At 74.6% G+C, this 25,143-nt stretch carries 21 protein-coding genes; 8 read left to right on the forward strand and 13 right to left on the reverse strand.

Annotation, left to right across the window (positions count from 1 at the left end):
* Window positions 1–202: 202 nt before the first annotated feature.
* The 10 genes from ACQP2H_RS19235 to eccD form a co-directional block, all read right to left on the reverse strand.
* Window positions 203–1,606 carry a hypothetical protein gene (locus ACQP2H_RS19235; protein ID WP_433228337.1) on the reverse strand — a complete coding sequence of 468 codons (1,404 nt, stop codon included), beginning with the start codon at window positions 1,604–1,606 and terminating at the stop codon, window positions 203–205.
* 151 nt (window positions 1,607–1,757) lie between these two features.
* On the reverse strand, window positions 1,758–2,090 hold the full coding sequence (locus tag ACQP2H_RS19240; RefSeq protein WP_357534114.1) for a hypothetical protein: 333 nt from the start codon (window positions 2,088–2,090) through the stop codon (window positions 1,758–1,760).
* Window positions 2,090–2,536, reverse strand: a complete 447-nt coding sequence (locus ACQP2H_RS19245) for a YbaB/EbfC family nucleoid-associated protein (protein WP_219463178.1) — start codon at window positions 2,534–2,536, stop codon at window positions 2,090–2,092. The genes ACQP2H_RS19240 and ACQP2H_RS19245 overlap by 1 nt, the downstream gene beginning before the upstream one ends.
* Window positions 2,537–2,618: 82 nt before the next feature.
* Entirely contained in the window at window positions 2,619–4,706 is a 2,088-nt protein-coding gene (locus ACQP2H_RS19250) for a hypothetical protein (RefSeq protein ID WP_433228340.1), read from the reverse strand.
* 24 nt (window positions 4,707–4,730) lie between these two features.
* Complete coding sequence (locus tag ACQP2H_RS19255) at window positions 4,731–6,866, reverse strand: hypothetical protein (protein WP_433228342.1); 2,136 nt, start codon at window positions 6,864–6,866, stop codon at window positions 4,731–4,733.
* A gap of 4 nt (window positions 6,867–6,870) precedes the next feature.
* Window positions 6,871–7,257, reverse strand: a complete 387-nt coding sequence (locus tag ACQP2H_RS19260; protein ID WP_433228344.1) for a hypothetical protein — start codon at window positions 7,255–7,257, stop codon at window positions 6,871–6,873.
* A 61-nt stretch (window positions 7,258–7,318) separates the two neighbouring features.
* Entirely contained in the window at window positions 7,319–7,615 is a 297-nt protein-coding gene (locus ACQP2H_RS19265; protein ID WP_208567484.1) for a WXG100 family type VII secretion target, read from the reverse strand.
* Between the two features lie 31 nt (window positions 7,616–7,646).
* Entirely contained in the window at window positions 7,647–7,943 is a 297-nt protein-coding gene (locus tag ACQP2H_RS19270; RefSeq protein ID WP_204923310.1) for a WXG100 family type VII secretion target, read from the reverse strand.
* A gap of 66 nt (window positions 7,944–8,009) precedes the next feature.
* On the reverse strand, window positions 8,010–9,404 hold the full coding sequence (eccB, locus tag ACQP2H_RS19275) for a type VII secretion protein EccB (RefSeq protein WP_219463187.1): 1,395 nt from the start codon (window positions 9,402–9,404) through the stop codon (window positions 8,010–8,012).
* Between the two features lie 4 nt (window positions 9,405–9,408).
* Window positions 9,409–10,800: a type VII secretion integral membrane protein EccD gene (gene eccD, locus ACQP2H_RS19280; RefSeq protein WP_433228347.1), complete on the reverse strand. Its 1,392-nt coding sequence runs from the start codon at window positions 10,798–10,800 to the stop codon at window positions 9,409–9,411.
* A gap of 148 nt (window positions 10,801–10,948) precedes the next feature.
* On the opposite strand from eccD, the gene eccCa reads away from it, so the two are divergent.
* Window positions 10,949–14,956: a type VII secretion protein EccCa gene (gene eccCa, locus ACQP2H_RS19285; RefSeq protein ID WP_433228350.1), complete on the forward strand. Its 4,008-nt coding sequence runs from the start codon at window positions 10,949–10,951 to the stop codon at window positions 14,954–14,956.
* Here the strand turns inward: eccCa and ACQP2H_RS19290 are convergent.
* Window positions 14,922–16,337, reverse strand: a complete 1,416-nt coding sequence (locus ACQP2H_RS19290) for a S8 family serine peptidase (RefSeq protein WP_357534100.1) — start codon at window positions 16,335–16,337, stop codon at window positions 14,922–14,924. The genes eccCa and ACQP2H_RS19290 overlap by 35 nt on opposite strands.
* Before the next feature lie 252 nt (window positions 16,338–16,589).
* Between ACQP2H_RS19290 and ACQP2H_RS19295 the strand changes: the two genes are divergently transcribed.
* The 6 genes from ACQP2H_RS19295 (at window position 16,590) to ACQP2H_RS19320 (ending at window position 22,747) form a co-directional block, all read left to right on the forward strand.
* Window positions 16,590–17,441, forward strand: coding sequence for a LysM peptidoglycan-binding domain-containing protein (locus ACQP2H_RS19295; protein ID WP_433228353.1), 852 nt, complete (start codon window positions 16,590–16,592; stop codon window positions 17,439–17,441).
* Window positions 17,438–18,088, forward strand: coding sequence for a hypothetical protein (locus ACQP2H_RS19300; protein WP_433228355.1), 651 nt, complete (start codon window positions 17,438–17,440; stop codon window positions 18,086–18,088). The genes ACQP2H_RS19295 and ACQP2H_RS19300 overlap by 4 nt, the downstream gene beginning before the upstream one ends.
* Before the next feature lie 100 nt (window positions 18,089–18,188).
* Entirely contained in the window at window positions 18,189–19,850 is a 1,662-nt protein-coding gene (locus ACQP2H_RS19305; protein WP_363820782.1) for a S8 family serine peptidase, read from the forward strand.
* A gap of 32 nt (window positions 19,851–19,882) precedes the next feature.
* The gene (locus tag ACQP2H_RS19310) at window positions 19,883–21,034 is read left to right on the forward strand and encodes a S8 family serine peptidase (protein WP_363820785.1); all 1,152 of its coding nucleotides are present in this window, start codon (window positions 19,883–19,885) and stop codon (window positions 21,032–21,034) included.
* A gap of 162 nt (window positions 21,035–21,196) precedes the next feature.
* Window positions 21,197–22,141: an acyltransferase domain-containing protein gene (locus tag ACQP2H_RS19315; protein ID WP_363820788.1), complete on the forward strand. Its 945-nt coding sequence runs from the start codon at window positions 21,197–21,199 to the stop codon at window positions 22,139–22,141.
* Between the two features lie 129 nt (window positions 22,142–22,270).
* Window positions 22,271–22,747 carry a hypothetical protein gene (locus tag ACQP2H_RS19320; protein ID WP_219463203.1) on the forward strand — a complete coding sequence of 159 codons (477 nt, stop codon included), beginning with the start codon at window positions 22,271–22,273 and terminating at the stop codon, window positions 22,745–22,747.
* Window positions 22,748–22,816: 69 nt separating this feature from the next.
* Here the strand turns inward: ACQP2H_RS19320 and ACQP2H_RS19325 are convergent, their stop codons facing one another.
* Window positions 22,817–23,323 (reverse strand): MarR family winged helix-turn-helix transcriptional regulator, encoded by a 507-nt coding sequence (locus ACQP2H_RS19325; RefSeq protein ID WP_363820794.1) that lies wholly within the window; start codon window positions 23,321–23,323, stop codon window positions 22,817–22,819.
* A 31-nt stretch (window positions 23,324–23,354) separates the two neighbouring features.
* Between ACQP2H_RS19325 and ACQP2H_RS19330 the strand changes: the two genes are divergently transcribed.
* The gene (locus ACQP2H_RS19330) at window positions 23,355–24,419 is read left to right on the forward strand and encodes a bifunctional NAD(P)H-dependent oxidoreductase/GNAT family N-acetyltransferase (protein WP_363820797.1); all 1,065 of its coding nucleotides are present in this window, start codon (window positions 23,355–23,357) and stop codon (window positions 24,417–24,419) included.
* Here ACQP2H_RS19330 and ACQP2H_RS19335 read toward each other — a convergent pair whose 3' ends face one another.
* Window positions 24,420–25,130 (reverse strand): VOC family protein, encoded by a 711-nt coding sequence (locus ACQP2H_RS19335; RefSeq protein ID WP_363820800.1) that lies wholly within the window; start codon window positions 25,128–25,130, stop codon window positions 24,420–24,422.
* Window positions 25,131–25,143: the final 13 nt, after the last annotated feature.

The following is a 25,143-nucleotide window of genomic DNA, read 5'->3' on the forward strand; positions in this document are numbered from 1 at the left end:
GTCCCCGACCCGGCCCCGGGCGACGTGCCCGGCGGTTGGGTGGCAGGTCCCGACCCGCCCGGCACCTGTGCGCCGACCGGCTGCGGTCCACCCGCCCAGGAACCGGCCGACGGGGACAGGTCCACCGGCGCGGACGCACCGGGCGCCGCGGACAGGTCCGAGGCGGTGGACGGGCCGGGTGCGCCCGACAGGTCGGGTGCGGTCAACAGGTCCGCCAGGCCGGGGCTGTCACCGGCGGTGAGACCGCCCGGGTCCACCGGCGCGGGCCCGGCCGGCTCTCCCGGCGGTGTCGACACACCGTCGGCCGGCCGGGGCCCGGCCGTGCCGGCGTCGCCAGCGCCACCGCCGGTACCCGGACGGGCCGTCGGCCCGGTCCCGCCGGCCCCGGAGCCCGCGCCCCCACCGCACCGCCCCGGCCCGCACCGCCCGGTGTCGCCCCGCCGGGCGTCATCGCGCCGGGGGTCGCCCCACCGGGCGTCATCGGGCCGAGGGTCGTGCCGTCGGTGCCGGTGCCGCCGGCACCCGCCTCGGGCACTGCGGCCACCGCCTCGGCGTACGACGGTGGTTCGTCGTACGCCGGCAGGCGGACCGGGTCGTACGCGGGCAACTGCTCGTCCGGCACCGGGTCCGTAGACGCCGACGGGTCCGCCTTACGGTCCCGGTCACCGGCGGTGGCCCTGTTCAGCTGCTGCCCGATGGCGGTGCCGGCGACACCCGCCACCCCGGACAGCACACCGGCGACGACGGCCGCCCCGTCGGCGTCCCACTCGCCGGTCGTCATGCCGTTGTAGAGGAACTCGGTGAGCCACTCGCTGACGCCCTCGTTGGCGATCTCCTGGGCCGCCTCACCCGGCCGGAAGCCGTGCGGTTCGGGGGTGTTCGACGATGCCGTCAGCCCGACCCGCCGGCCGATGTTCGTCGACCGGACCAGCCGCTCCAGCCCCTGCATGAGCCCGCCGAGGCCGAGGCCGACCGCGCCGCCGAGCGAGCCGACCTCGGCGGCGGCACGGGTCAGCTCGTTGTTCCAGCCGTCGCGGGTGTGGTTGCGGATCTGGTAGAGCTGCACCAGCCGGTCCATCACCGTCTGGAGGCCGATCCCGACGGCCTGCGCCATGGCCACCTGGAACAGGACCCGGGTGGTGACGTTCTGGAAGATGACCCGCATGATCACCCGGCCGACCGTCAGTCGGGCCAGCGCGGCGCCCGGGTTGATCCAGGCGATCGCCAGCGCCGTCAGCAGTTCCACCATCAGGGCGAGCAGCGCCGCGATGATCATCAGCTTGGCGTACTGCACCTCGGTGGCGGTGCCCCGGTAGCTGTCCCCCATCCGGTTGGTGTACTTCGACACCAGACCGAGGTAGCCGGGGCTGTGCAGGACGTAGCGCTCCATCGTGTCGACGAAGGAGTCCTCGGCCTGCCCGTTCACCCCGGCCCGGTACGCCCGTACCCCGTCGCCGAACGTCTCGCTCGACGTGGCCACCTGCTCGGCGGCCCGCCGCAGCGCCTCGGCGGTGGCGAAGAGGTTGGTCTCGTCGGCCTTCGGGAACTTCTCGCCGACCAGGAACCGCAGGAAGTTGGCCAGTTCGGCCGAAACCTCGATCGCCACCGGAGACCACCCCTCGTCGTCATGCCGTTGTCAGGTGTTGCGCCAGGGCACTGCCCGGCCACGCGCCGGAGCACTGTCTGCCCGGCTGCCGGAGCACTGAAGGCCCGTGCGCCGGAGCACTGCCCGCCGGGGCGGGCAGTGCTGTCGGCCGTTAGGTGTGCCGCCCGCTGTTGACCCCGCCGGAGATGTCGGCGTTGGTCGCCTCCATGCTCGCCAGGAGTCGGCCCAGTTCCCGCAGGTCCTCCTGGTAGCCCTGGGGCACCGCACCCAGCAGCCGGATGAGGTCCGCGCCGACCGACGCCTTCGGCAGGTTCGCCACGATCTCGTCGATGTCCGCGTACGGTTCCCCGACGAGTCCGGGATGGTCGGTGTCGCTGCGCCGCAGCGCCCGCTGCACCCGGTCCAGTTCCTCGGTGAACGGGTCGAAGTTCGGGTTGGTCAGCCGGCCGGTGTCCGCACCGATCGGCCCCACGGCCGGGGGCATCAGTGGGCTCCGGCCGGGGGCGTCGGCGTCGGGTCGTCGGCCGGCCCGGCCGTCCGGAACATCTCGTTGAGCAGCTGGTCCATCGGCAGCGGGCCGTGTTCCGGGTCGACCCCGCCGGTCAGCAGGTCCATCATGGGCAGGCCGGCGGGGAGCAGCGACTCGAACGCCGCGACGGTACGGGCCATCGCCTCGCCCCGGGCCGCCTCGATCGTGTCGACCAGCAACTCCCCCAACTCCGGACCGGCCATCGTCCGGTACGCCGAGGTCGGAAACTTGATCGCCGTGACCGCTCCCCGACTGTCGACGGTCACCGCCACCGCCCGGTTCTTCGCGGTGACCGTGCTGTAGACGGTGTGCAGGCCACCCTGGATCTCGTCGATCGCGGCCTTCTGCCGTTCGAGTTCGGCGAGCGCCTGCTCGACCTGGTTGGACAACGGACTCGACATCTGTCCTCACCTCCGGTTGTCTCTGCGGTTCGTCTGCTGCGGGGCACCACGACGGTCGACCCGTCGTGCGTGCCGACGGCGGTCAACCCCGGCCGCGCGCCTGTTCCCGGCCGTGCACCACCGGGCCGGTGGCGGGGGTCTGCTCCGCCTGCACCGGCGTCGCCACCGGCTGCCGCCTCGGCGGATCGGTCCGGCCCACCACGGCCGCCGTACACGTCGGGTCGGCTCCCCATGCCTGCTCGTCCTCGGTCAACCGGGTGGTGCGGCGGGCGCCCGCGTCGCTGTCCCGACCACCAGGTGCGCCGATCGACGGCACGACGGGCGGCCCGAACGGCCGGCTGCCGAGCTGTCCTGGTGCCGGGGATCCGCTGCCCGCCGTGCCCGACAACCCCGGGCCACCGGCCGCACCGGACGACCCGGCACCGCCGGGCAGCCCCGTGCCTGCGGGCAACCCGGTGCCCGCAGGCAGCCCCGCGCCGCCGGCACCGCCGAGCGGGCCGGCGAGCAGGGCGGCGAGTTCCCGGCCGACGGCGGAGCCGCCGACGGCCGCCCGCGACGGCGGGGCGACCGGCCCGTCCGCCAGGTCACCGATGTCGACGCCGCCGGCCCAGTCGCCCAGCGCGCCGCCGGAGCGGCGGTCGCCGTCCGGAGCGCCACCGCCGGCCCGTCCGCCGATCACCGGACCGACGCCGCCGGCCAGACCACCAACCCCGGCCAGCGCACCGCCGCCCCAGCCGCCCACGCCGGTACGCCCCAGGGCACCGACCGCGCCGACGCCGTCGCCGGCCACACCGGAGGTGCCGAGGACGCTGAGGTCTGCGGAGCCGCCGGCCAGGCTCGCCGCACCGAGCGCCGACAGACCCGCCCCGCCGAACCCGCCCCCGCCCGACGCGCCGATCGCACCGATGGCTGTCGGGCCGCCGCCCAGAGCGGCGCCCGTCCCGCCGGCTCCCGAGGACGAGAACGAGGACGACAGGTCCGGCACGCCGCCACCGGCCCCGTCGAATCCGGCACCACCGCCGCCGGTCCCGTCGAATCCGGTGCCGCCGAACTGGGTGGTGGAGTGCACCTCGTTGGGAGGTGGACCGCCGGTGGGGCCGTCCGAGGTGCCTGGTGGTGGGGGCGGTTGGTCACCGCCGCCGGGCGGGCCCGCGAACCGGTTGACGATCCCGCTGCTCTCCCGCAACGCGGTGACGAGCTGCGCCAACGCGTCGCGCATCGCCAGGTCGAGCCGGACGAGCTGGCGTAGCCAGGCGGTGCGCAGCAGCACGTCGAGAGCGGTCCAGCCGGCCGCAGTGGTCAGGTCGAAGGTGCCGCTGACCGGCCCGGTGCCGTAGGTGTCCGGGATGGTGACTCCGACCGCGTTCAGGCTGCCCTGGTCGACCTGCGCGAGGATGCTGCGGACCGTGCTGAACAGCGCGGTCGGGTGGTACGTGTTGAACCACTCGTGGGTGTGGTCGCTGAACTCCCGCCAGGCGTCGTTGATCCGCTCGCGGAACATCAGCAGGTCGTTGGACTGCCGGAAGACCCGGTCCGACCAGGCGTTGGCCTCGTTGGTGGCGTTCATGTCCCGGGTGAGCCGGTCGATGTCGGCGTGCAGGGTGTTCAGGGCCGCCACGAAGACCGCCGAGGCCGAGCCCTCGAACCCGGAACCGGCCCCGCTGATCCCGTCGCGCAGCACCCGCAGCTCGGCGGCGGTGGTGAGCAGCGTCTGCTCGACCCGCCACAGCAGGTTGCCGGCGTCGGTGAAGCTGCGTTCGCTGAACCAGCCGTTGGTGCCGGCGTACAACCGGGTGAGGGCGTTGACGCTCGCCCGGTAGAAGCTGTCGAACGCGGTGGCCGGTGGCGGGCCGCCGGTCCCCTCCCAGAAGGTGACGTGGCCCCGCACGATCTCCCAGAGGTCCCGCTGCGGGTCGTCCACCCCGGGTCCGACCCGGCGGTAACCCATCAGCTCCCGGTCGCCCGGGTCGACCGTGGGGCGGGTGCCCCGGTCCAGCTCCTGGGTCCGTCGTTCGACGAACCGGACCCAGGAGACCCCGTGGCCGGCGACCAGGTCGCGGTCGATCAGCGTGCCGCTGCCCTGGTCGGTGCCGTCGCGACCCTCGTTGAGGACGTCCTGGAGCATCCGTTCCCAGGTCCAGCCGGCGTACTGCGGGTTCGGGGCGGTCACCGCGCGACCCGCCCGGGTCGCCGGTCAGCCACGGCGACGTCCCGTCGTACGGGTGGGGCCGGGCGACTGACCGGGTCGGCGCGGCGCAGCCGGCACCGTGACGGTCGGCTCCTCGGACTGTCCGGACCGGCCGATGACGGCCATCCCGCACTCCGGGTCGGTGCCCCAGACGTCCTCTTCCTCTTCCAGCCAGGTCTTGCGCTCACGGTCCTTCTCCCCCTGTTGACCGCCCCCACCCATGCCACCCATGCCGCCCATCGGCGGCATCATCGGCAACCCGCCGGCCGCCGAGCCGGCGGAGTCGACGCCCCGTGCCCCGCTGCCGCCGGGCCCGACGCCGGCCGGTTCGCCGAGCAACGCGGCCAGTTCGCTGCCGAGGGCCACCCCGCTGGTCGAGGACTCGCCCGCCGGTGAGCCGCCGCCCAGGTTGCCGACGTCCACGCCGTCCACGTCGGTCGGGAACTGCGCCGACGGATTGGTGGTGTCGTCGCCGAGGCCACCCGCCCCGCCGCCCCTGACCCCGCCCACGCCACCCGAACCGCCGGAGGAACCCAGGCTGCCCGGCCCACCCAGCACGGGGGGCAGGCCGGGAACGACGACACCGCCGCCCAGGCCGGGGCCGCCGAGCCCACCACCGAGCCCACCACCGCTGCCGCCACCGGCCGAGCCGGAGCCCGTGCCACCGCCGAGCAGGTCGTCCCAGTCGGTGCCGCCGAGCCCGCCGGCCGACCCACCGGCACCGAGGTCGCCGCCACCGAGTCCCAGGCCACCCGTCCCGCTCCCGACGCCCGACCCACCACCCAGGCCCAGATCGCCACCGAGACCGAGGCCGGACCCCCCGCCGAGGTCACCCCCACCGCCCACGCCCAGATCACCACCGCCACCGCCCACGCCCAGGTCACCGCCGCCACCCATGCCCAGGTCACCGCCACCGCCCATACCCAGGTCACCGCCACCGCCCAGGTCACCACCACCGCCCATACCCAGGTCACCGCCACCGCCGATGTCGGGGCCACCACCGCCGTTCAGATCCGGACCGTTGAGGTCGGGGGTGCCGCCCGGCGGCGGGGTGGTGCCGGTGGTGGTCGGTGGGGGCGAGATGACGCTCACCAGGTGGGTGACGGACCGCAGCCGGGTGGTCAACCGCGCCAGCTCGGTACGCATCGTGGCGTCCAGCTCCCGCAACTGGCCGAGCCAGGCACCCTTGATCATGTTGTCGACGCTCTGCCAGCCGGCCTCGGTCATCAGGTTGAAGGTGCCGCTGTTCACCGTGCCGTTGCCGTACGCGTCCGGCAGGGTGACCGTGACCTGGCTGAAGTTGCCCGTCCTGACCTCGGTGACGATCTTCTTCAACGAGTCGATCAGCGTGGTCGGGTTGTAGCCGTTGAACCACTGGAACGTGTGGTCGCTGAATTCCCGGAACGAGCTGGCGATCTTGTTACGGAAGGTCGTCATGTCGTCGACCACGTCGTCGACCTGATCGGACCAGGCCCGGTCGGCGCTGTTCGCATTCATGTCGACGGCGAGCCGGTGGACGTCCCGACGCATGTTCGCCACCGCCCCGATGAACACGCCGGAGGCGTTGCCCTGGAACCCGGAGGCGTCGTCGCCGACCCGGTCCAGGATGGTCTTCAGCTCCCGCTCGGTGCTGATCAGGCTGTTCTCCACGTCGTGCAGCATCTTGGCGGCGTCGGCGAAGCTCTTCCAGCTGAACACGGGGTTGGTGCCGCTGGTCAGCCGCTGCAACGCCCCCTCGCTCGACTTGTAGAAGGTCTCGAAGGCGCCGCGCGGGGAGGGCGCCCCCTCGGTCTGCGAGTCGCTGAAGACGATCTTCACCTGGATGAACTGGGTCCGGGTGGTGTAGTGGGGTTTCCCGTCGCGCACCGAGCCGACCGAGCTGATCCGGTAGAGGAAGAACTCGTTGCCGTCGAGCGAGTCGATCCGGTTGGTCACGTCGCCGTCGCTGGGTGGCTGTGACGACTCGGTCACGTCGTCCAGGTGGTCGACGAGACGCAGCCACCGCACGTCCGGGCCGGCCACCAACCTACGGTCCAGCATGGTGCCACCGGTGCCGTCGGGACCGTCCCGGCCCTCCCCCAACACGTTCTGGAGCATCGATTCCCAGGTCCACTGGGACATGTCCTGGTACGGCGCGGTCACCGGATCACGCCGTCGGGTTCGGGGTGGGGTTGGGCGGGGTGCCGGTGCCGGTGCCGGGCAGGAACTCCAGGAAGCGCTCGGCAGTGATCGAGTTGAGCGACTCGATGTACTCCGAGTTCGCCAGCAGCTCGGTCAGCCCCACGGCGAGGCTGTTCATCGTGGTCCGGTGCGTGGTCATCCGGGCCAGCAGCGTGTCGCCGGTCTTGTTGAGCTGGTCGCGGATGGTCTTGCCCGGCTCGAAGTTGTTCGTGCCGGCCGAGACGACCAGGTCACGAAGCGTCTGTGAGACGTACTGGCCCTGCCCGGAGGTGGCGGTGTCGACCGCGTCCCGCAGGCTGTTCAGCTTCGCGACGAGCTGGGTGATGTAGGGCTCGTCGATGACGATCGGCATCTGGTGCTCCGTTCCGTGAGGTGGGGGGCGGGCGGCCCGGTACCGCCCGCCACACCGAAGGTCAGACGTTGCCCTGGAACAGCGCGGCACCCCGCGCGTCGCCCAGCCGGTAGTTGTCGTGGATCTGGTCCAGCCGGGACGAGGCGTCGGCGAGCGCGCGGCGCATCTCCTCGATCCCGGCGTTCCACTTCGCCTGCGCCGCGGTGAACGCCTCCCGGGTGTCGCCGGAGTTGGCGCTGACGTACGTCTGGACGACGGTGTTGAGTTCGTCGATCGAGTTCTGGATGCTGTTGGTCACGCCCTGCAACTCGGCCGAGCTGTCCAGCAGACCGTTGGGGTTGAGTCCGTACGACGGCATGGGTCGTCCTTTGTGAGGGGTCGGTCGGTGGTCAGGTCCAGCTCGCGGAGAGGGCGTTGTCCTGCTCCACCTGCGCGCTGGTCTGGTAGTGCGAGGTCATCGCGGTGTTCAGGTCGAGCAGCCCCTGCTTGACCTTGCTCAGCCCTTCCAGCCACTGCTGGATGGAGGTGGTGAAGGCGGTCTTGGCCTCCCCACGCCACTGGGTGTCCAGGAAGCTGGACGTGTTGTCGACGGCGCGCTGCGCCGCGTCGCACTGGGCGTCGGTCTGGTTCATCGCCGAGATGGTGCTGCGGATAGTCTGCTCGTCTACCTCATTGCCGAGTGGCATCGGCGCTCCTTCCGGTTGGGGCGGCCGCGGCGGTTCCGCGTCGCCGGTTCCGCTGACCGGCCGGTCTCACCCGACGACCCGGGCGGGGTCGAGGGCGGGTCCGGTCGGCAGCAGATCGATCAGGTCCGGTGACACCACGGTCGCGGTCGCGGGGGCGTAACCCAGCCGCTCCGCCACCGCCGCACCGGCGAGGGGGTACTTCACCCCGGCGTCGGTCACCAGGTGGTAGCCGGTGCCGGGCTGTCCGGCGCGACCGGTGACCACCAGCCCACCCCGTCCCGGCGTGACCGCCACCGCGTCGGCGGTGTGCGCCGTCCGGGTCACCCCGACGCCGCCTCGGACGATGCCGGTCGCCGGCACCGGCCGGGCCGCCACGACCCGGGGGCGACCGTCGGCACCGAACCGCAGGCACCAGGCCAGGCCGGCGGCCCGGGAGGCCGCCGCCGGCGCCACCGCCGGCAGTTCCTCGGCCACGGGTGGTCGGGCCGCGAGGGGCAGCCGGGCCAGTGCCGCCGGACTCAGCACGGTCGGGACCACCGCACGGCCGCCGTACCCGGCGACGGTCGCCGGGTCGGCGGCCAGCAGCGCGTACGCCAGGGGGGTCAGCCGGGCCAGCCCGTCGCGGCGCAGCAGGTAGTGCCGTTCCGCTCCGTCGGCCGGTCGGGCGGTGAACAGCTGACCGATCCGGGTCGGTTGCCCGTCCACCTCCGGCCCGGCCTCCCCGCGCCCCGGCACCGCGACCGGCCCCAGGTCCACCCCGGCGGGAATCAGGTCCAACCAGGCCGCCGGTACGGTGACCGGCGGCCCGTCGTGGCCCAGCACCGCCGGCAGCCACGGCGCGGTGAGCCGGAACCGGTGACCGTTCCAGATCAGATAGCCGGCGGTCGGGTCACCGGCGGGCCGGACCAGCACCGCCCGGTCGGCGGCCAACGGGGTCCCATCGGCCGCCGGGGCGACGGACAGGGTCAACGCCGTCGTCTCGGTGCCGGCCAGGTCCGTGGCGCTGGGCGCGCACGCGGTCCACCCGACCCCGGCCAGGCCACCGGCCGGCAGCACGTCGGGAGCGCCGACGATGCCCAGCGGCTGCCCGTGCGCCACCCCGCGCAGCGACTTCGCCGACACGGTGACGACGGCGAGTTCCTCACCGAGCAGCAGCCGGGCCGAGGCGTAGTTGAGCACCGGGCGCAGCCGCCCGCCCAGGTAGAGGTAGCGCGAGCCGGTCTCCTTCTCCACCACCAGCGATCCGGCCTTGCGCCAGGCGGTGGCCCCACCGGGGGAGAAGAAGCCGTACAGGGTGAAGCCGCCCATCACCAGTGCGGCGACCAGGACCCCGGCGAGCAGCCCGACGGTGGTACGCCGGTGCGGCGTCTCCAGGCCGTCCGGTTCGCCGGCCACCAGTGCGGCGGTGAGCCGGCCCAGCAGGTGCGACTGCGCCTGCACCTGGTCACGTCGGGACTGCACGACGTCAGCCCCCGATCGCCCGGAAGTAGTCGTACACGTGCAGGACGGCGAGGCCGATCGGCAGCAGGGCCACCGCCGCCGCGGTCAGGGTCAGGTCCCCGACCCGCCCCCAGTACGGCGTCAGCCGCCGCCCGGTGAGGCTCCGACCGGCCAGCAGCAGCGCCGGTACGGCGACCGGCAGCACCCCGAGCGCCACCACCCGCCCCAGCGGTCCCGCACCGGCCAGGGCCTGCACGGCGACCGCGGTGGGTCCGACCAGCGCGGGCACCGCCTGGGTCAGTCGGTGCCAGGCGCTGGTCATCGGTCGGGCGTTGAGCGACCAGACCAGCGCGACCAGCAGCACCAGGGTCGTCTCCGCCCAGCCCGCCCGGTACGCCACCGGCAGCAGCGCCACGGCGGTGGCCGCCGCCAGCCCGGCGTACAGGGCGGTCATCAACCGGTCGACGGCCCGCGCCCGGTCCATCAGAGGGCCGGCCGGTTCCGGGTCGATGTCCTCCTGGAGGTGTTCGGGTCGGGTCGGCAACGGGGCGAGGCGCAGCCCGGCGAGGCGGAACGCGAACAGGGGCACCATCAGCACCAGCGCGGTCGCGGCCACCGCCACCACCGCGCCCGCCTGCGGCCCGGTGCGCCCACCCACCGTGGCGACGGCCCCGCCGAGCACGCCCAGCAGCAGCGCGGTGGACCCGGCGACGAAGACCGGGGTGGCCGCGCCGAGCAGTACGGCGGCGAGCACCGCCACCGCCGCCCCGGTCGCGGTCCCGCCCAGCACCTGCGGCCCGGTCAGCCCCGGCCCGACGGCCGCGCCGTCACCGGGCAGCACCAGCCCGGCCAGACCGGCGTAGCCGGTAGCGGCGACGGCCAGCAACACGCCGAACCCGCGCTCACCGCCGGCCCGGACCACCGCGGCACCGCCACCCAGCGCCACCGTCGCCACCGCCAGCGCCGCCACCGCCCGCAGCAGCACCGGTCCCGGCATGAGCAGGGCCACCAGGCCGACGCCGAGCAGCAGACCGGCCAGCGCCAGCACCACCGGGCGGATCAGCTCGGGACGCCACCGGCCGGGCCGGTCCCGCACCCCCGTCGCCATCCCGTCGACGAGGTCGTCGAAGTCGACCTCGGGCAACTGGTCGGCGCGCGGACGCAGGTGGACCAGGTCACCGTCGCGCAGGTCGAGCGCGGTGACGGTGCTCTCCTCGTCCAGCGGGGGTGAGCCGGCACGTTGCAGGACCCACCCGCCGTGGCTCAACCCCGTGTCGGCCAACCCGTCGCCGAGGTGGTGCAGCAGCGCCGGCAACAGGTCGGCGACGACCACCCCGACCGGCACGGCCACCTCGATCTGCCGGCTCGGTCCGCGTACGACCAGCCGGCACATCTGCTCGGTCTCGGTGCCCGTCACGGCCCCTTCAACGACAGCCGCCCGGAGATCGTTCAACGGCTCTGCGGAATTTTCTTTTCGCCGTCACCCCGGGAAACCGGATCGACCCGCAACGGCCCGCGCTCCGTTGTGGAGGGGGGCCGACGGCCCCGGGTGGAGGGAGACGACCATGGGTACGGTGCTGTTCCGGCGGCCGGCGCGACGCAGCGGGCCGGAGATGCCCACCGGCGAGTTGACCCTCCAGGAGCCGCCGGAGCTGAGCGAGCCGCAGCAGAACGGTGCCCGGCAGGCGATGATGGTGCTGCCGATGGCGCTGATGACCGGCGTGATGATGCTGATGTTCATGGGCCCGTCGCGGGGCCCGTTGACCTGGGTGATGGCCGGCATGATGGCGGTGGCCATGGGCGGGGTGATGATCGGCTCGGTCATCGCCAGCAGCGGGGAACGCAAACAACGCCACGGCGGTGACCGCCGCGACTACCTGCGTTACCTCGCCCAGCACCGCCGCCGGGCCCGCCGGTTCGCCCAGGACCAGCGCGACTCCAGCCTGTGGCGGCACCCCGACCCGGCGTCGTTGTGGTCGCTGGCGATGACCACCCGCCGCTGGGAGCGCCGCCCCACCCACCCGGACTTCCTGGAGATCCGGGTCGGCACCGGTGAGCAACGGTTGGCGGTCCGGATCGCGCCGATGCAGACCAAACCGGTGGAGGATCTCGAACCGGTCGCCGCGAAGGCGCTGCGCCGGTTCATCCGGGCCTACAGCACCCTGCCCGACCAGCCGGTGGCGTTGTTCCTGCCGGGCTTCGCCGAGATCCGGGTGACCGGGGACCGGGCGGCGGCGCGGGCGTTGCTGCGGGCCCTGCTCACCCAGCTCGCCGCACTGCACGCGCCCGAGGAGGTGCGGGTGGCGCTCTGCGTCGACCCGGACGGGTCGGCGGCGTGGGAGTGGGTCAAGTGGCTGCCGCACGCCCAGCACCCCGCCGAGCAGGACGCCGCCGGTGGGCTCCGGCTGGCCGCCGACGGCATCGAACGCCTCGAACGGCTGCTCGGCGCCGAGTTCACCGGCCGCCCCCGCTACGAGTCGGGCGCCACCCCCGACCGGGACGAGCCGTACGTGGTGGTGATCCGCGACGGCGGCCGGGTGCCGACCGGTCACCGGCTGACCACCGGCGGCTACCGCAACGCGGTCTTCGTCGACCTCGACGACCCGCCGGTGGCGACCGGGAAGGGCATCATCAACCTGGAGGTCGCCGACGGCACGCTGACCATGCTCGGGCGCGACCGGGTGGGCCAGGAGACCCGGCAGGTGCTCGCCGCCCCCGACCTGCTCGGTCCGGCGTCGGCCCGGTCGGTGGCCCGGCTGCTGTCGCCCTACCGGCTGGCCGTCGCCACCGAGCTGGCCCCCGAGCCGATGAAGGCCGACTTCGACCTCGGCACGTTGCTGCGTATCCCCGACCTGGAACGGTTGGAGCTGGCCGCGCTACGCGAGCGGCGCGGCCCCGACGAGCGGCTGCGGGTGCCGATTGGGGTCGACGCCACCGGCACCCCGGTCGAGCTGGACATCAAGGAGTCCGCCCGGGGTGGCATGGGTCCGCACGGCATGCTGATCGGCGCGACCGGCTCGGGCAAGAGCGAGCTGCTGCGTACGCTGGTGCTGGCGCTGGCCGTGACGCACTCCTCGGAGACGCTCAACCTGGTCCTGGTCGACTTCAAGGGCGGCGCCACCTTCCTCGGCCTGGACCGACTGCCGCACACCTCCGCGGTGATCACCAACCTGGCCGACGAGGCGGCACTGGTCGGGCGGATGCGCGACGCCCTGCACGGCGAGCTGGTACGCCGGCAGGAGCTGCTGCGGGCCGCCGGTGGCTTCAGCTCGGTGCTGGACTACGAGAAGGCGCGCGCCGGTGGTGCCCCGCTCGACCCGCTGCCCACCCTCTTCGTGGTCGTCGACGAGTTCTCCGAGCTGCTCGCCGCGCACCGGGACTTCATCGACCTGTTCGTCATGATCGGCCGGCTCGGCCGGTCGCTGGCCGTGCACCTGCTGCTGGCCAGCCAGCGCGTCGACGACGGCCGGATCGGGCAGTTGGAGTCGCACCTGTCGTACCGGATCGGGTTGCGGACCTTCTCCGCGATGGAGTCCCGCTCGGTGATCGGGGTGCCCGACGCCTACGAGTTGCCGGCCGCCCCGGGCAACGGCTACCTGCGGATGGACGTGTCGACCCTGCTCCGGTTCAAGGCCGCGTACGTCTCCGGGGAGTACCGCCCCCGCCGGGCCCGGGTCCGCCAGGACGTGGTCCAGCGGCAGGTGGTGCCCTACCGGCTGGACCTCGTACCGGCGGAGAACCCGACCCCGCCGGCTCCTGCCGATCCGCCGACCGACCCGGACGGGCCGCCCGTGCCCGACGCGCCCGCCGCGCGCAGTGTCTTCGCGATCGTCACCGACCAGCTGGTCGACTCCGGGCCGCCGGCCCACCAGGTCTGGTTGCCGCCGCTGGCCGACTCCCCCACCCTGGACAGTCTGCTGCCGGCCCTGGCCCCCGATCCCGACCTCGGGCTGGTCGCCACGGACTGGCCCGGCAACGGCCGGCTGGTGGTCCCGCTCGGCTTCATCGACAAGCCCTACGAGCAGCTGCGTGACCTGCTCACCGTGGACCTGTCCGGGGTGGGTGGGCACATCGGGGTCGCGGGCGGCACCCGCAGCGGCAAGAGCACCCTGATCCGTACGCTGATCTGCGCGCTGGCGCTCACCCACCGCCCCACCGAGGTGCAGTTCTACTGCCTGGACTTCGGCGGCGGCACGCTGGGCACCGTCGCCGGGCTGCCGCACGTGGGCAGTGTCGCGGGTCGGCTCGACACCGACCGGGTCGGCCGGACCGTCGCCGAGGTCACCGGCCTGATCAACCAGCGGGAGCGGCGCTTCACCGAGCAGGGCATCGACAGCATCCAGACCTACCGGCAGCTGCGGGCCGACGGCCGGGTCGCCGACGACCCGTACGGCGACGTGTTCCTGGTGGTCGACGGCTGGTTCACGTTGCGGCAGGAGTTCGAGGCGTTGGAGGTGGCGCTGCGGCAGATCGCCGCCCGGGGGCTCAACTTCGGCGTCCACCTGATCGTCAGCGCGGCCCGCTGGTCGGAGGTGCACCACAGCATGCGTGACCAGCTCGGCATCAAGCTGGAGCTGCGCCTCGGCGACGCCGTGGACTCCGCCATCGACCTGCGGCTGGCGGCGACCGTGCCGCGTGCACCGGGGCACGGCCTCACCCCGGAGAAGCTGCACTTCCTGGGGGCCCTGCCGCGCATCGACGGCAACCCGGACCCGGACAGCACGGCCGACGGGGCACGGGAACTCGCCGGTACGGTCGCCGAGTTCTGGTCCGGGCCGGTGGCGACGCCGGTGCGGACCCTGCCGGCGGTGCTGCCCGCCGCCGAGCTGCCGCCGGCCGAGGGTGACCTGTGGGTGCCGCTCGGCTTGGACGAGGCCGACCTGAAGCCGTACTGGCACGACTTCTCAGAGCTGCCGCACCTGACCGGGCTCGGTGACAGCCAGAGCGGCAAGACCAACCTGCTGCGGCACCTGGCCCGCCTGATCGTCGGCCGGTTCAGCCCGGCCGAGGCCCGGATCCTGATCGTCGACTACCGGCGGCAACTGTTCGACTCGGTCCCGGCCGAGTACCGCCTCGGCTACTCGGTCTCGACGGACTCCACCCGGGAGACCGTCGCCGACGCGGTGGTGGGGCTCAAGGGCCGGCTGCCGGGTAAGGACGTCAGCCCCGAGCAGCTGCGCCGCCGCGACTGGTGGACCGGGCCCCGGCTGTTCGTCCTGGTCGACGACTTCGAGATGCTCGCCGGGCAGGACAACCCCCTGCAACCACTGATCCCGTACGTCCCGCACGGCGTCGACATCGGGTTGCACGTGGTGGTCGTCCGGGGCACCGCGAACCTGATGCGGATGTCGATGGACCCGTTGCTGCGGCGGCTCCAGGAGGCCAGCAGCCCGGACCTGGCGCTGTCCTGCCCACCCACGGAGGGGCCGCTGCTGGGCGGGGTGAAGGGTCGGCACCTGCCGCCGGGGCGGGCGATGGTGCTCACCCGTCGGGGACACCGCGTGATCCAGACCGCATACGTCGAGCCTGATCCCGGGGTCAGTGGCGGCGGCGCCGACGCAGGCCGACGGTGAGGGTGGCGAGCGTGAGGATCGTTGCCAGCACGGCGATCGCACCGGCAGGGCTCCTGCGTTCCACGGTGGTGGCGGGGCCGGCCAGTGTCGCGTTCACCGCCGCCGCCGGATTGATCATGCCCCAGCCGTACCACGGGTCGGGTCGGCCCGCCGCCGCCGTCGAGGCCCCGTCGGCCGTGGCCCTGACCCGGGCCGCCGCCGCGACGGCATCCAGCCGGGGCTCGCTGGCCCGGACCAGGGCCACCAGACCGGCGACGAAGGCGACGGCGTAGTCCGTACCCGTGCCCTGCACCTCCCCCGAACCGATGCCGAGGCTCACCACGTCCACCCCCGGTGCCACCACGTCGACCTCGCCCGACCGGTAGACCTCGGCCAACCGGTCGTCCGGGCCCACCGCGCCGACCCGCAGCACCCCCTCCGGCAGGGTGGTGCCCGCGGGGGCCGTCGCCGCCCGGGCCGCCACCACCACGGTGGTACCCCGGGCGACCGCCGTGCGCAGCGCCGCCACCACCCGCTTGTCGGTGGTGTCCACCGACGCGCCGATCAGGGCCACCCCCGCACCTGCCGCCGTCGCCACCCGCAGTGCGGTCACCAGGCTGGCCGAGTCGGCCGTCCCGGCGGACCGGCCGATCCGGACCGGCACGATGGTCGCCTCCGGGGCGAGGCCGACGAAGTCGGTGCCCCGCTGCCGGCTGGCGGCGACGATGCCGGCCATCGCGGTGCCGTGGCCCGTGCAGTCCCGGTCTCCCCGGGAACCGTCGGTGGGGTCCACGGTGGCGTCCGCCCCGGGCCGCACCCGGCCGTCGAGGGCCGGCAGGGCACCGTCCACCCCGGAGTCGAGGACGGCGACCGTGACGTTCGCCCCCCGACCCCGGGTCCAGGCCACCTCCGGGGTCAGCCGCAACTGCGCCCAGGGCACTCCGCCGATCCGCCGGCCCGGGGCCACCGTGCAGACCACCTCGCTGGCCGGCGGTACGGTCGGTCGGGGGCGGCGCGACGCCGTCGGGCTGGCCGGGGTGAACACCGGCAACGGACCGTAGCTGACCTCGGCACCGACCGCGTCCCACGGCACCACCAGCAGCCAGCCCCGCCGCAGCACCGCCGGATCGGTGACCGGCACGCCGTCCGGCTGGACGCGCCCCTTGTTCAGCGCGAAGATCTCCAGGTAACGCTCCGCGTCGCCGAGGACCCGCAGCGCGACCTCCCAGAGGTGTTCGACCCTCCCCTGCGCCGCGCCGACCACCACGTACTTCACGAAGCCGTTAGGTGCGACGGCCCCACCGGGCAGGTCCGGCGGGGCGGTGGTGGGTGCGGGCACGGCCGCCGCCGGCACCGCCGGGACCATCGTGGAGGCCAGGAGGCCGAGCCAGCACAGCAGCACTGCGGGCAGTGGGCGGGGCCACCGGACCCGGTGGCGTCCGGTCACCGCAAGCGGGCGGGACAGCGCTACCTCCCAGCGTCGTCGTGGCCCGCCCAGGCTACGGCGTCCTGCTCGCGCCCCCGATGTCCGGTCGATTGCGATTCGACCAACCCCCACGGATGGCGGGAACCCGTGCTGAACAGATCGCCGGTCGCCGCCGTTGTAGGCACCGGCCGGGGAAGGGCTCCCCCGGTGCGGACGGAGGAGGGAACCGTGCACATCCCGACCGCCCCCGGTGGCGGGCGACCACCGGAGCAACAGGCGACCCGGCACGCCACCCACCACGGGTGGCTCGGCACACTCCTGCCGGTGATGGCGGTCCTGGCCGCCCTCACCCTCACCGCCGGTCCCGCCGCAGCCGGTGCGGCGTCGGCCGGCCCGACGCCGGCCAGCGCGACCCCGAACGGTCCGACGCCCGCCAGCGCGACACCGGCCGGGCGGTACTACGTGGTGGGGCCACCGGTGGCCGGCCAGCGGGAGTACCTCTACCAGATCGCGGCCAACACCCTCGGCGACGGCAACCGGTACCGGGAGATCTTCGAGTTGAACCGGGGCCGCCGGCAGCCCGACGGGGGGCGGCTCACCGACCCGGCCGAGCTGCGCCCCGGCTGGGTGCTGGCGCTGCCGCCCGACGCGCGGGGGACGGGCGTACGCACCGGTCCGCTCCCGCCGACCGGCGGGGCCGCCCCGCACCACCGGAGACTGCCGACCCCGGGCAGCACGGTCGACTGGTCGGGCTCGCCGGCCTCGCCGCCGTCGCCCTGCTCGTCGCCACCCTGCTGCGCCGGCCGGTCCGGCGGCGTGCCCTGCCCGGACGGCCCCCGCCGCTCGCCCTCGACGCGGGCCGGGTGGCGTCTCCACCACCGACCGTCGAGGTCGACCCACCCATCGAGGTCGATCCGCCCGCCGAGGTCGATCCGCCCGCCGAGGTCGATCCGCCCGCCGAGGGGGTGCCCACCGTCGTGGTCGTCGCACCTCTGCCGGAGGGTCCGCCGCAACGGGCGGGTCGGCCGGCACCGGCGGATCCGGTGCACCGGCCCGGCCCGGTGCCCGTCGCCGCCGTGATCCCGCAGCCCCCGCCCTGCGTGGCCGACGACCTCGACACCGAGGTGACCTCACCCTCGGGCACCCTCGCGGTCCGGGTGCCCGGGGGCGCACCGGGCGGCCGGCCGCACTACGCCTGGCAGCTCCCGACACAACCCCCGCCGTCGATGCGGCTGCCGGTCCGGCTGGGCCACCGGCGGGGCTGGGCGCTCTGGATCGACCTGGCCGGCACCCCGGACGTGTTCACCGTGACCGGCCCGGGCGGGGCCGCCCGGCAGCGGGCGCGGACGCTCGCCGAGCAGGTGTACGCCGCCGGGCACACGGTCACCGTGGTCGGCGACCTGTTCGGACCGGACCTGCCCGAAGGCTGGGCACACCGGGCGGCTTTCCCCACCGACGAGGCGGATCTGCCGGACGGCCCCGGGGTGTTGTGCATGGCCGCCCTGTCCGGCCCGGAACTGACCTTCGCCCACCGGATCGCCACCCTGACCGGGCACCGGCTGGTGCCGGTCGTCGTCGGCCGGGCGCTGCGGGCCCGCTGGGCGGTGACCGTCCGGCCGACCACCGCCCCCGCTGCTGTCGCCGAGCTCGTCGGTGCCGTCGTCCCGGGCAGCGGAGGTCGCTCGGCCCGCGAGGGCGGTTTTCCCGTCGAGCGTGGTGAACCGTGACCGGTCGCGCACCGTTGTGGGCCCGGGGGGCCGCGTCCACGGCACCTCCGGTCCGGGGCGTCACGCCGACCGCTGCCCACCCACGACGAGGAGACGGTGCATGACCCGGTTGCTGCTTTCCTGGGCCCGTTCGCTGGGTTGCCTCGTGGCGACCGGCGTGCTGGTGATCGCCCCCCTCACCCCGGTCCGGGCGGCCCCACCGCCGCCCCCGACCTATGTGAAGTACTACCCGGTGGGCGCGGGGTCGGAGAGCACGGGGTCGGAGGGCGCGGTGACGAACCTGGCCGGGGTGGCTGCCCGGTTCCTGGCCGACCCCGACCGGGCCGACGAGATCTACCGGCTCAACGAGGGCCGCCGTCAACCCGACGGCGGGCGGCTCACCGCCGTCGGGCAGCAGTTGGTCGCCGGATGGTTGCTGGTGCTGCCCTGGGACGCCTTCGGCGACGAGGTCCGCTACGGTCTGCTGCCGACGGACCCGCCGAAGGCGGCACCGGCCCGGCCTGTTCCCCGGGCGGGCACCCCGACGTGTGCCGCTGCCATCTCCGGCGGCGGCGGGTCGAACTGGGCCGCCACGAAACTCTCCACGGCACGCGCCTGGGAGCACGGCACGGGGGCCGGGGCGCTGGTGGCGGTGGTCGACTCCGGCGTCGACGGCGAGCTTGCGGCCCTGGCCGGGCGGGTGGCGCCCGGGTCGGACGTCATCACCGGCAAGGCCCGCGCCGACACCGACTGCCTGGGTACGGGCACCGCGATGGCGAGCGTGATCGGGGCGGACTCCGGTGCCGGCTCGCCCGCACCGCCGGCGGTCGGCGTGGCCCCGGAGGCGGCCATCCTGCCGGTCCGGATCGTCGCCGACGGCACCGGCGCCGATCCGTCACGAACCGCCCTCGGGATCGAGGTCGCCGTCTCGGCCGGCGCGACAGTGATCGCACTGGGCGGGTACGCCAGACTCACCGACCCGGCCGTGACGGAGGCCGTGCGCTCGGCGGTGGCGCACGACGTGGTGGTGGTCGCCCCGGCCACCACCGACGGCACCGCGGCCGTCGCCCAGGAGGGTCTGCTCCGGGTCGCCGGGGTCGGCCCCGACCTGCGGCCCGTGCTGGCGTACCCGGCTGGTGGGGTCGACGTCACCGCGCCCGGCCTCGACGTGGCGACGCTCGGTGTCGGTGACCCCGCCCCCCGGGCCCGTACCGGCACCGAGTACGCCGTGGCCTATGTCGCCGGGGTGGCCGCGCTGGTCCGCTCGGCGCGGCCCGGGACGAACGCCGTGCAGGTGGCGCGTCGGATCAGCGCCACCGCCGACCCGGGGACCCGGTCGAGTCCGAGCCCGGAGAACGGCTGGGGCCTGATCGATCCGCTGGCGGCGGTCAGCCCCGACCCGGCCCAGGCGGTGTCACCGGCCCGATCCGGTTCCGCTCTCTGGCCGGCGTTGGTGGCCGGCGGGCTCGGGCTCTTCCTGCTGGCGGTGGTGGGGGTGTTCGCCAGACGGGCCCGACGGCTCACCCACCACGGACCGGCCACTGTCGAGGTCGCCGCACCAGTGGTCCTTCCGGTGCCGGCGACGCACCACGAACGGCGGAGCCTGCACGTGCCGGACGTCCGGCACGAACCGGCGGCACCAGTCGCTGCGCAGGTGCCGGCGGCACCGCAGGCACGGATGACACCACAGGAACCGCTGGTGCCGCAGGAACCGCTGGCACCACAGGAACCGGTGGTGCCGCGCGAGCCGGGGGCACTGCGCGAGCCGGGGGCACTGGCGTGACCGGTGCGGGCCGCCGTCATGGTCGCGCCGTCGTGGCCGGGGCACTCGTCACCGTCGGGGTGCTCGTCGCCCCACCGGTCCCGGCCGCCGGTGCCGGGGAGCCGCCGCCGCTACCCACGACGGCGGGCGGTTGTGTCGGGCCGTCCCCGGTGACGGCCCGGGAAACCCCCTGGGCGTTGCGCCTGCTCGCCCCGCAGACCATCTGGCCGTTGACCCGGGGCGCCGGGGTGCTGGTCGCCGTCGTGGACTCCGGCGTCAGCGCCGCCGCACCCGCCCTGGCCGGTGCCGTACGACCGGGTGTCGACGTCACCGGCGGGCGGGCGGACAGCGACTGCGCCGGCCGGGGCACCGCGCTGGCCGGGATCGTCGCGGCCCGGCCGGCCAGTGGCGAAGGCCCCACCGGCCTCGCCCCGGAGGCCGGGATCCTGCCGGTCCGGATCACCGACGCGAACCGCCGGATCAGCCCGGCCCGGCTCGCCACCGGCATCCGGCGGGCCACCACCGCCGGGGCGGACGTGATCCTCGTCGCCACCGGGGTCACCACCGCGACCCCCGACCTGGCCGCTGCCGTGCAGGCCGCGGTGGACCGGGACATCCTGGTGGTCGCCGCCGTCACCGACCGGGGTGGGGACAACGGTGGGGACCCGCCGGTCGGCTATCCCGCCGGGTTCGCAGCGGTGCTGGCGGTGAACGCGGTCGGTGTCGACGGGGGGTCCGGTCCGGTGGCGGCCGGCGCGGGCACCGACCTCGCCGCCCCGGGAGCCGGGCTGGGCGTCGCCCCACGCGGGTCCGGCCACTACACCGTCGGTGGCGCGGCCGTGGCCGCCGCCTACGTCGCCGGGGTCGCCGCGCTGGTCCGGTCGTACCACCCGGAGCTGTCCCAGGCCGAGGTCCGCGCCCGCCTGGAACGGACCGCGATCCCCCCACCGGGCGGCGGGCCGGACCCGGGCGTCGGCGGTGGGACACTCGACGCGTACGCGGCGGTCGCCGCGCTCGCCCCCCGTCAGGCCGGCCCGCCGGTGCCGGTCCCGGCGGGGCCGGTCGACGTGCCCACCGTCCCCGGGCCGTCCCGCTCGGCACGGGTGGCCGGCCTGACCACCGTCGGCGCCCTCGTGACGACCCTGCTCGTGGCCGCCACCGCCCGCTCCCGCCGGACCCGGCCCGCCGGGAACGGCAACAGGTGAGGGTGGGAACGGCCGGTGTCGCGGGGATCAGTCGGCGGCCTCCGCGCGGTGCCGACCGTGCGCGCCCCACCACCACTGGCAGCCGTACGCCTGGCTGACGGCGGCCGTCTTCGCGCTCCCGCTCGCGGTCGTCGCCCGACGGCCGGCCGGTAGGATCAGCCGGTGGACCTGGACGACACCGCCGCCCGACTCGGGGTGCCCGTCGCGGAGGTCGAGCGGGTGCACCGGCTCGCCGGTGACCGGCCGGCGGCCCCGCTGCCCGCCAAGGCCGACGCGCCCCCGATCCTCGACCGGCTGGCGGTACGACCGGACGACGCAGCCGAGATCATGGCCGGCTGGCCGGACCCCGGCTCTCCGTTGTGGACGCCGGAGCTGCGCTGGCTGCTGGACCGTTCGACCGCCCTGGTCCGCGCCGACCTCGGCGGGCACGAGTGGCTGTCGCCCGGCCCGGAGCTGCCCCGCGACCGGGGGCCCGCCTGGCGGCACCTCTACGTGTACGCCTACCTCGCCCTGGTCGACGTGGTCCGCGGGTTCCACCGCGAGCACGGCGTCGCCGGGTCCGTCACCTGGGCGACCCTCGCCGACCTGGGTCGTAACCTGGCGATCGACAGGCGGATGCGCGGCGAGGGCTGGCCGGTCATGCAGAGCTGGCTCACCCTGCACGTCCGGGGCGGCCTCTACGAGCTGGGCCGGCTCCAGCACGAGCGGTCCGGCACGACAATCGGCCTGCACGTCCCCGATGCGGGGCCGATGAGCCCGGAGGCGGTCGACGCGTCGCTCGACGCGGCCCGCGAGTTCTTTCCCCGGCACTTCCCCGACGAGCACCACACCGCGTTCTCCTGCGGCTCCTGGCTGCTCGACCCGCAGTTGCGCGACTACCTGCCCGAGGATTCCAACATCATCCGGTTCCAGCGCCGGTTCGAGTTGCTCCCCTACGTGCCGGCCGACGGGCCGGACGCCGACGTCGAGGTGCGCCGGTTCGCCTTCCGTACGCTCAGCACGCCGCTCGACCAACTGCCCCGGCGCACGGTGCTGCAACGCGCGATCATCGACCACCTGGCCGCCGGCGGCCACTGGCACTGGCGGCACGGGCGCTTCCCGATCTAGCGCAGGCGTCCCGGGACCGTCCTCGTGGTCGGGAGGTGCCCGGTGTGCGGATGCCTCGGACGACGGCGTGCCGCGGACGTTGCGGTGCCGGGTGGCGGTAGCCCGGCCGGATGCTGTCTACTGCACGCCGTGGGTGGGACGGCGTTGAGCGTGCTGAGTCCGTGCACCGCCGGGTGTGTCGAGCCGGTCCTGCTGGAGGAGATGGCGGCCGAGGGCCTCGTCCGGTACGAACCCGACCCCGACTACTGGCTGTCCGCCGGGGGTCTGCCCTACGGATACGACCTTCAGGCACCGGACCGCGAGGTCGACGCCGCCGAGCTCGAGTTGCTTGCGCGGGTGGCCGGTGCCGTCATGCGCTGTGACGTCGTGCTGCACATCCTCGTCAACGATGTCGCCGGGCGGCCCGCCCTGGCCCGCGTCGCCGAGCGGGTGGCACGGCGGACCGACGGCTGGGTGTTCGTGGAGTTCCGCACTCCACCCTCGGCGGAGCTGCTTGCGCACCTTGCCGGCGCGGGCCGCTGCGTCCGCGTCGGCGATGCCGTCTATCTTGACGCGCCGGCGATGACCGCCTGGATCGCCCACCCTGAGTTTCACGTCGTCAAGTGAGCGTGGGCCCGGCACTGCTCCGGACGCGGCGTGGGGTCCACGACGGACGATGCCGACCCGGGCGGGTGGTCATGCCGGGGGGTGTCGAGCGGGCGGTGGTCCGTCGGGGTCGTCGTCGGGCCGGGGCTGCGCCAGTCGACCGGCGATCCGTTCCAGGGCGGCGAAGTCCTGCGGGGTGAGCCGGTCGACGAGGTGCCGCCGTACCGACTCGACGTGGACCGGTGCGGCGTCGCGCAGGGCGGTCATCCCCGGCCCGGTCAGCACGAGCAGGCAACCACGTCCGTCGGCCGGGTCCGGTGCGCGGCGCAGCAGTCCGCGCGCTTCCATCCGGCTGGCGTGCCGGGACAGCCGGCTGCGCGACCAGCCCATCTTGTCGGCCTGCACGCCGAGGGTGCTGGTCTGCGCTGGCTGTTCCGACAGGGTGCTCAGCACCTCGTAGTCGGCCTCGGACAGGCCGATCGCCGCCAGGTCGTGCGCGGTGCCGGCCTGGACGGCGACCATCACGCGTCGCAGGGCCCGCCAGGCGCGTTCCTCGGCGGGCGTCAGCCACCGCACCGACCCCGACTTTGTTGACATGTAATCAATCTAGCATCTAGCCTTCGTTTCCATGTCAACGAAACCGCTCCGTATCCTCGCGCTGACCTGCGCCACCCGTCCCGGCGCACTCGGTCCCGCCGTGAGCCGGTGGCTGCTCGACGCGGTCACCCCCCGGGCTGCGGCACTCGACGTCGAGGTGGTCCCGGTGGCGCTCGGCGAGCTTGACCTGCCGTTCCTCGACGAGGAGGAATCACCGTCGTCGGGCGTCCACCGGCACGACCACACCCGCCGGTGGAGCGCGACAGTCGACGCGGCGGACGGATTCGTCGCCGTCACCCCGGAGTACAACCACGGGATGCCGGCGACGCTGAAGAACGCGCTGGACTACCTCGCCGTCGAGTGGGCGTGGAAGCCGATCGGTTTCGTCAGCTACGGCCACACCTCGGCCGGCACCCGCGCCGTCGAGCACGCCAAGCAGGTGGTGACCGCCCTGCGCATGGTCCCGACGGGCACCACGGTCGCCGTCCGCATCAGCGACGCCGTACGCGACGGCCGGCTGCGGCCCGACGCCGACCGCGATGCGGCCGGTGCCGCCCTGCTGGACGAGGTGGTCCGGCTCGCCCACGCCCTGCGGCCGATGCGCGAACGCGACCGGGCCACCCCCGGCCCGCTACCCGGCTCCTACGCCCGACGGCTGACCGGTGACGACGCGCCCGAGGTCACCGTGCTGCAACGGTGCTGCTGGACGGAGGAGGCACTGGTCAACGACACCCTGGCCATCCCCCCGCTGCACGAGTCGGTGCCGGAGGTGCGGCAGTGGCTGGCGGACTGGCACACGATCGGCCTCTGGCGCGACGGTCGGCTGCTGGGCATGGTGCGGACCCGCACCGACGGCACCGACTGCCACCTCGGGCGGCTCGCCGTCGTACCCGACCTGCGCGGTCGGGGGCTGGGCCGGTGGCTGCTGCGCGCCGCCGAGGCGACCGCCGGGCCGCAGTGCCGCCGCATGCTGCTGTTCACCGGCGTCCGGAGCCGGCGCAACATCGACCTCTACCAGCGGATGGGCTACCGACCGGTGCCGGTGGCCAGCCCGGACGGCACCGTCTGCCTCGCCCGGGACCTGTCCGACGGCTAGCTAACCCAGGGTGGCTGCCAGCGCGGCGGCGTTCTCCCGGGCGGACGCGGTCCGTCGCGCCTCGTCGGCGGTGAGCACCACCCGACCGGCGCGGTCCAACAGCTCGGCCGCGGTCGCCGGGTCGTCCAGGCCCAGCGCCAGTTCCGCACGGTAGACCAGGGCCTCCACGTGGACGACCGGATCGTCAGCCGCGCCGTGGCGGGTCAGGGCGCCGTCGAGGATCCGGACGGCCTGACGCAGGTCACCCCGCGAGTCGGCCTGCACCACGGCGTCGGCCAACGCCCGGGCCAGCCGACCGACGGGCGGCGCCGACGAAGCGCCACCCCGGTGGACGACACGGACCCAGTTGCCGCCCGGGTCGACGATGCTGAACCCCGTCACCCCGTCGGCGTTACGACGCGCCCGGGGCCGGGTCATCCGGGGCCGGCCCGACACCGGCACCCTGCCGTAGGCGGCGCGCAGTCCGGCGGCGAACGCCCGGTGCATGCCCTCGATGTCGGGGGTGACGACCAGGCACGAGCCGTACGACTGCTCCGGGTCGAAGCCGGCGAGCTCGAAGAAGTGCAGGCACAGGTCCTCCCATTGGACGACCACGTACGGGTTGGGTCGGCGTTGCCGGTAGGTGGTGTGGAAACCGAGCGCCTCGTAGAAGGCGAGGGTGTCGTCGATGGAGGCACAGGGCAGCAGCGGAACGGTCACCTCGTCGGCCATGCCTCCGTTCTAC

The organism is Micromonospora sp. CA-248260 (genome assembly GCF_050942205.1).
In the GTDB taxonomy this organism is placed as follows: Bacteria; Actinomycetota; Actinomycetes; order Mycobacteriales; family Micromonosporaceae; genus Micromonospora; species Micromonospora antibiotica.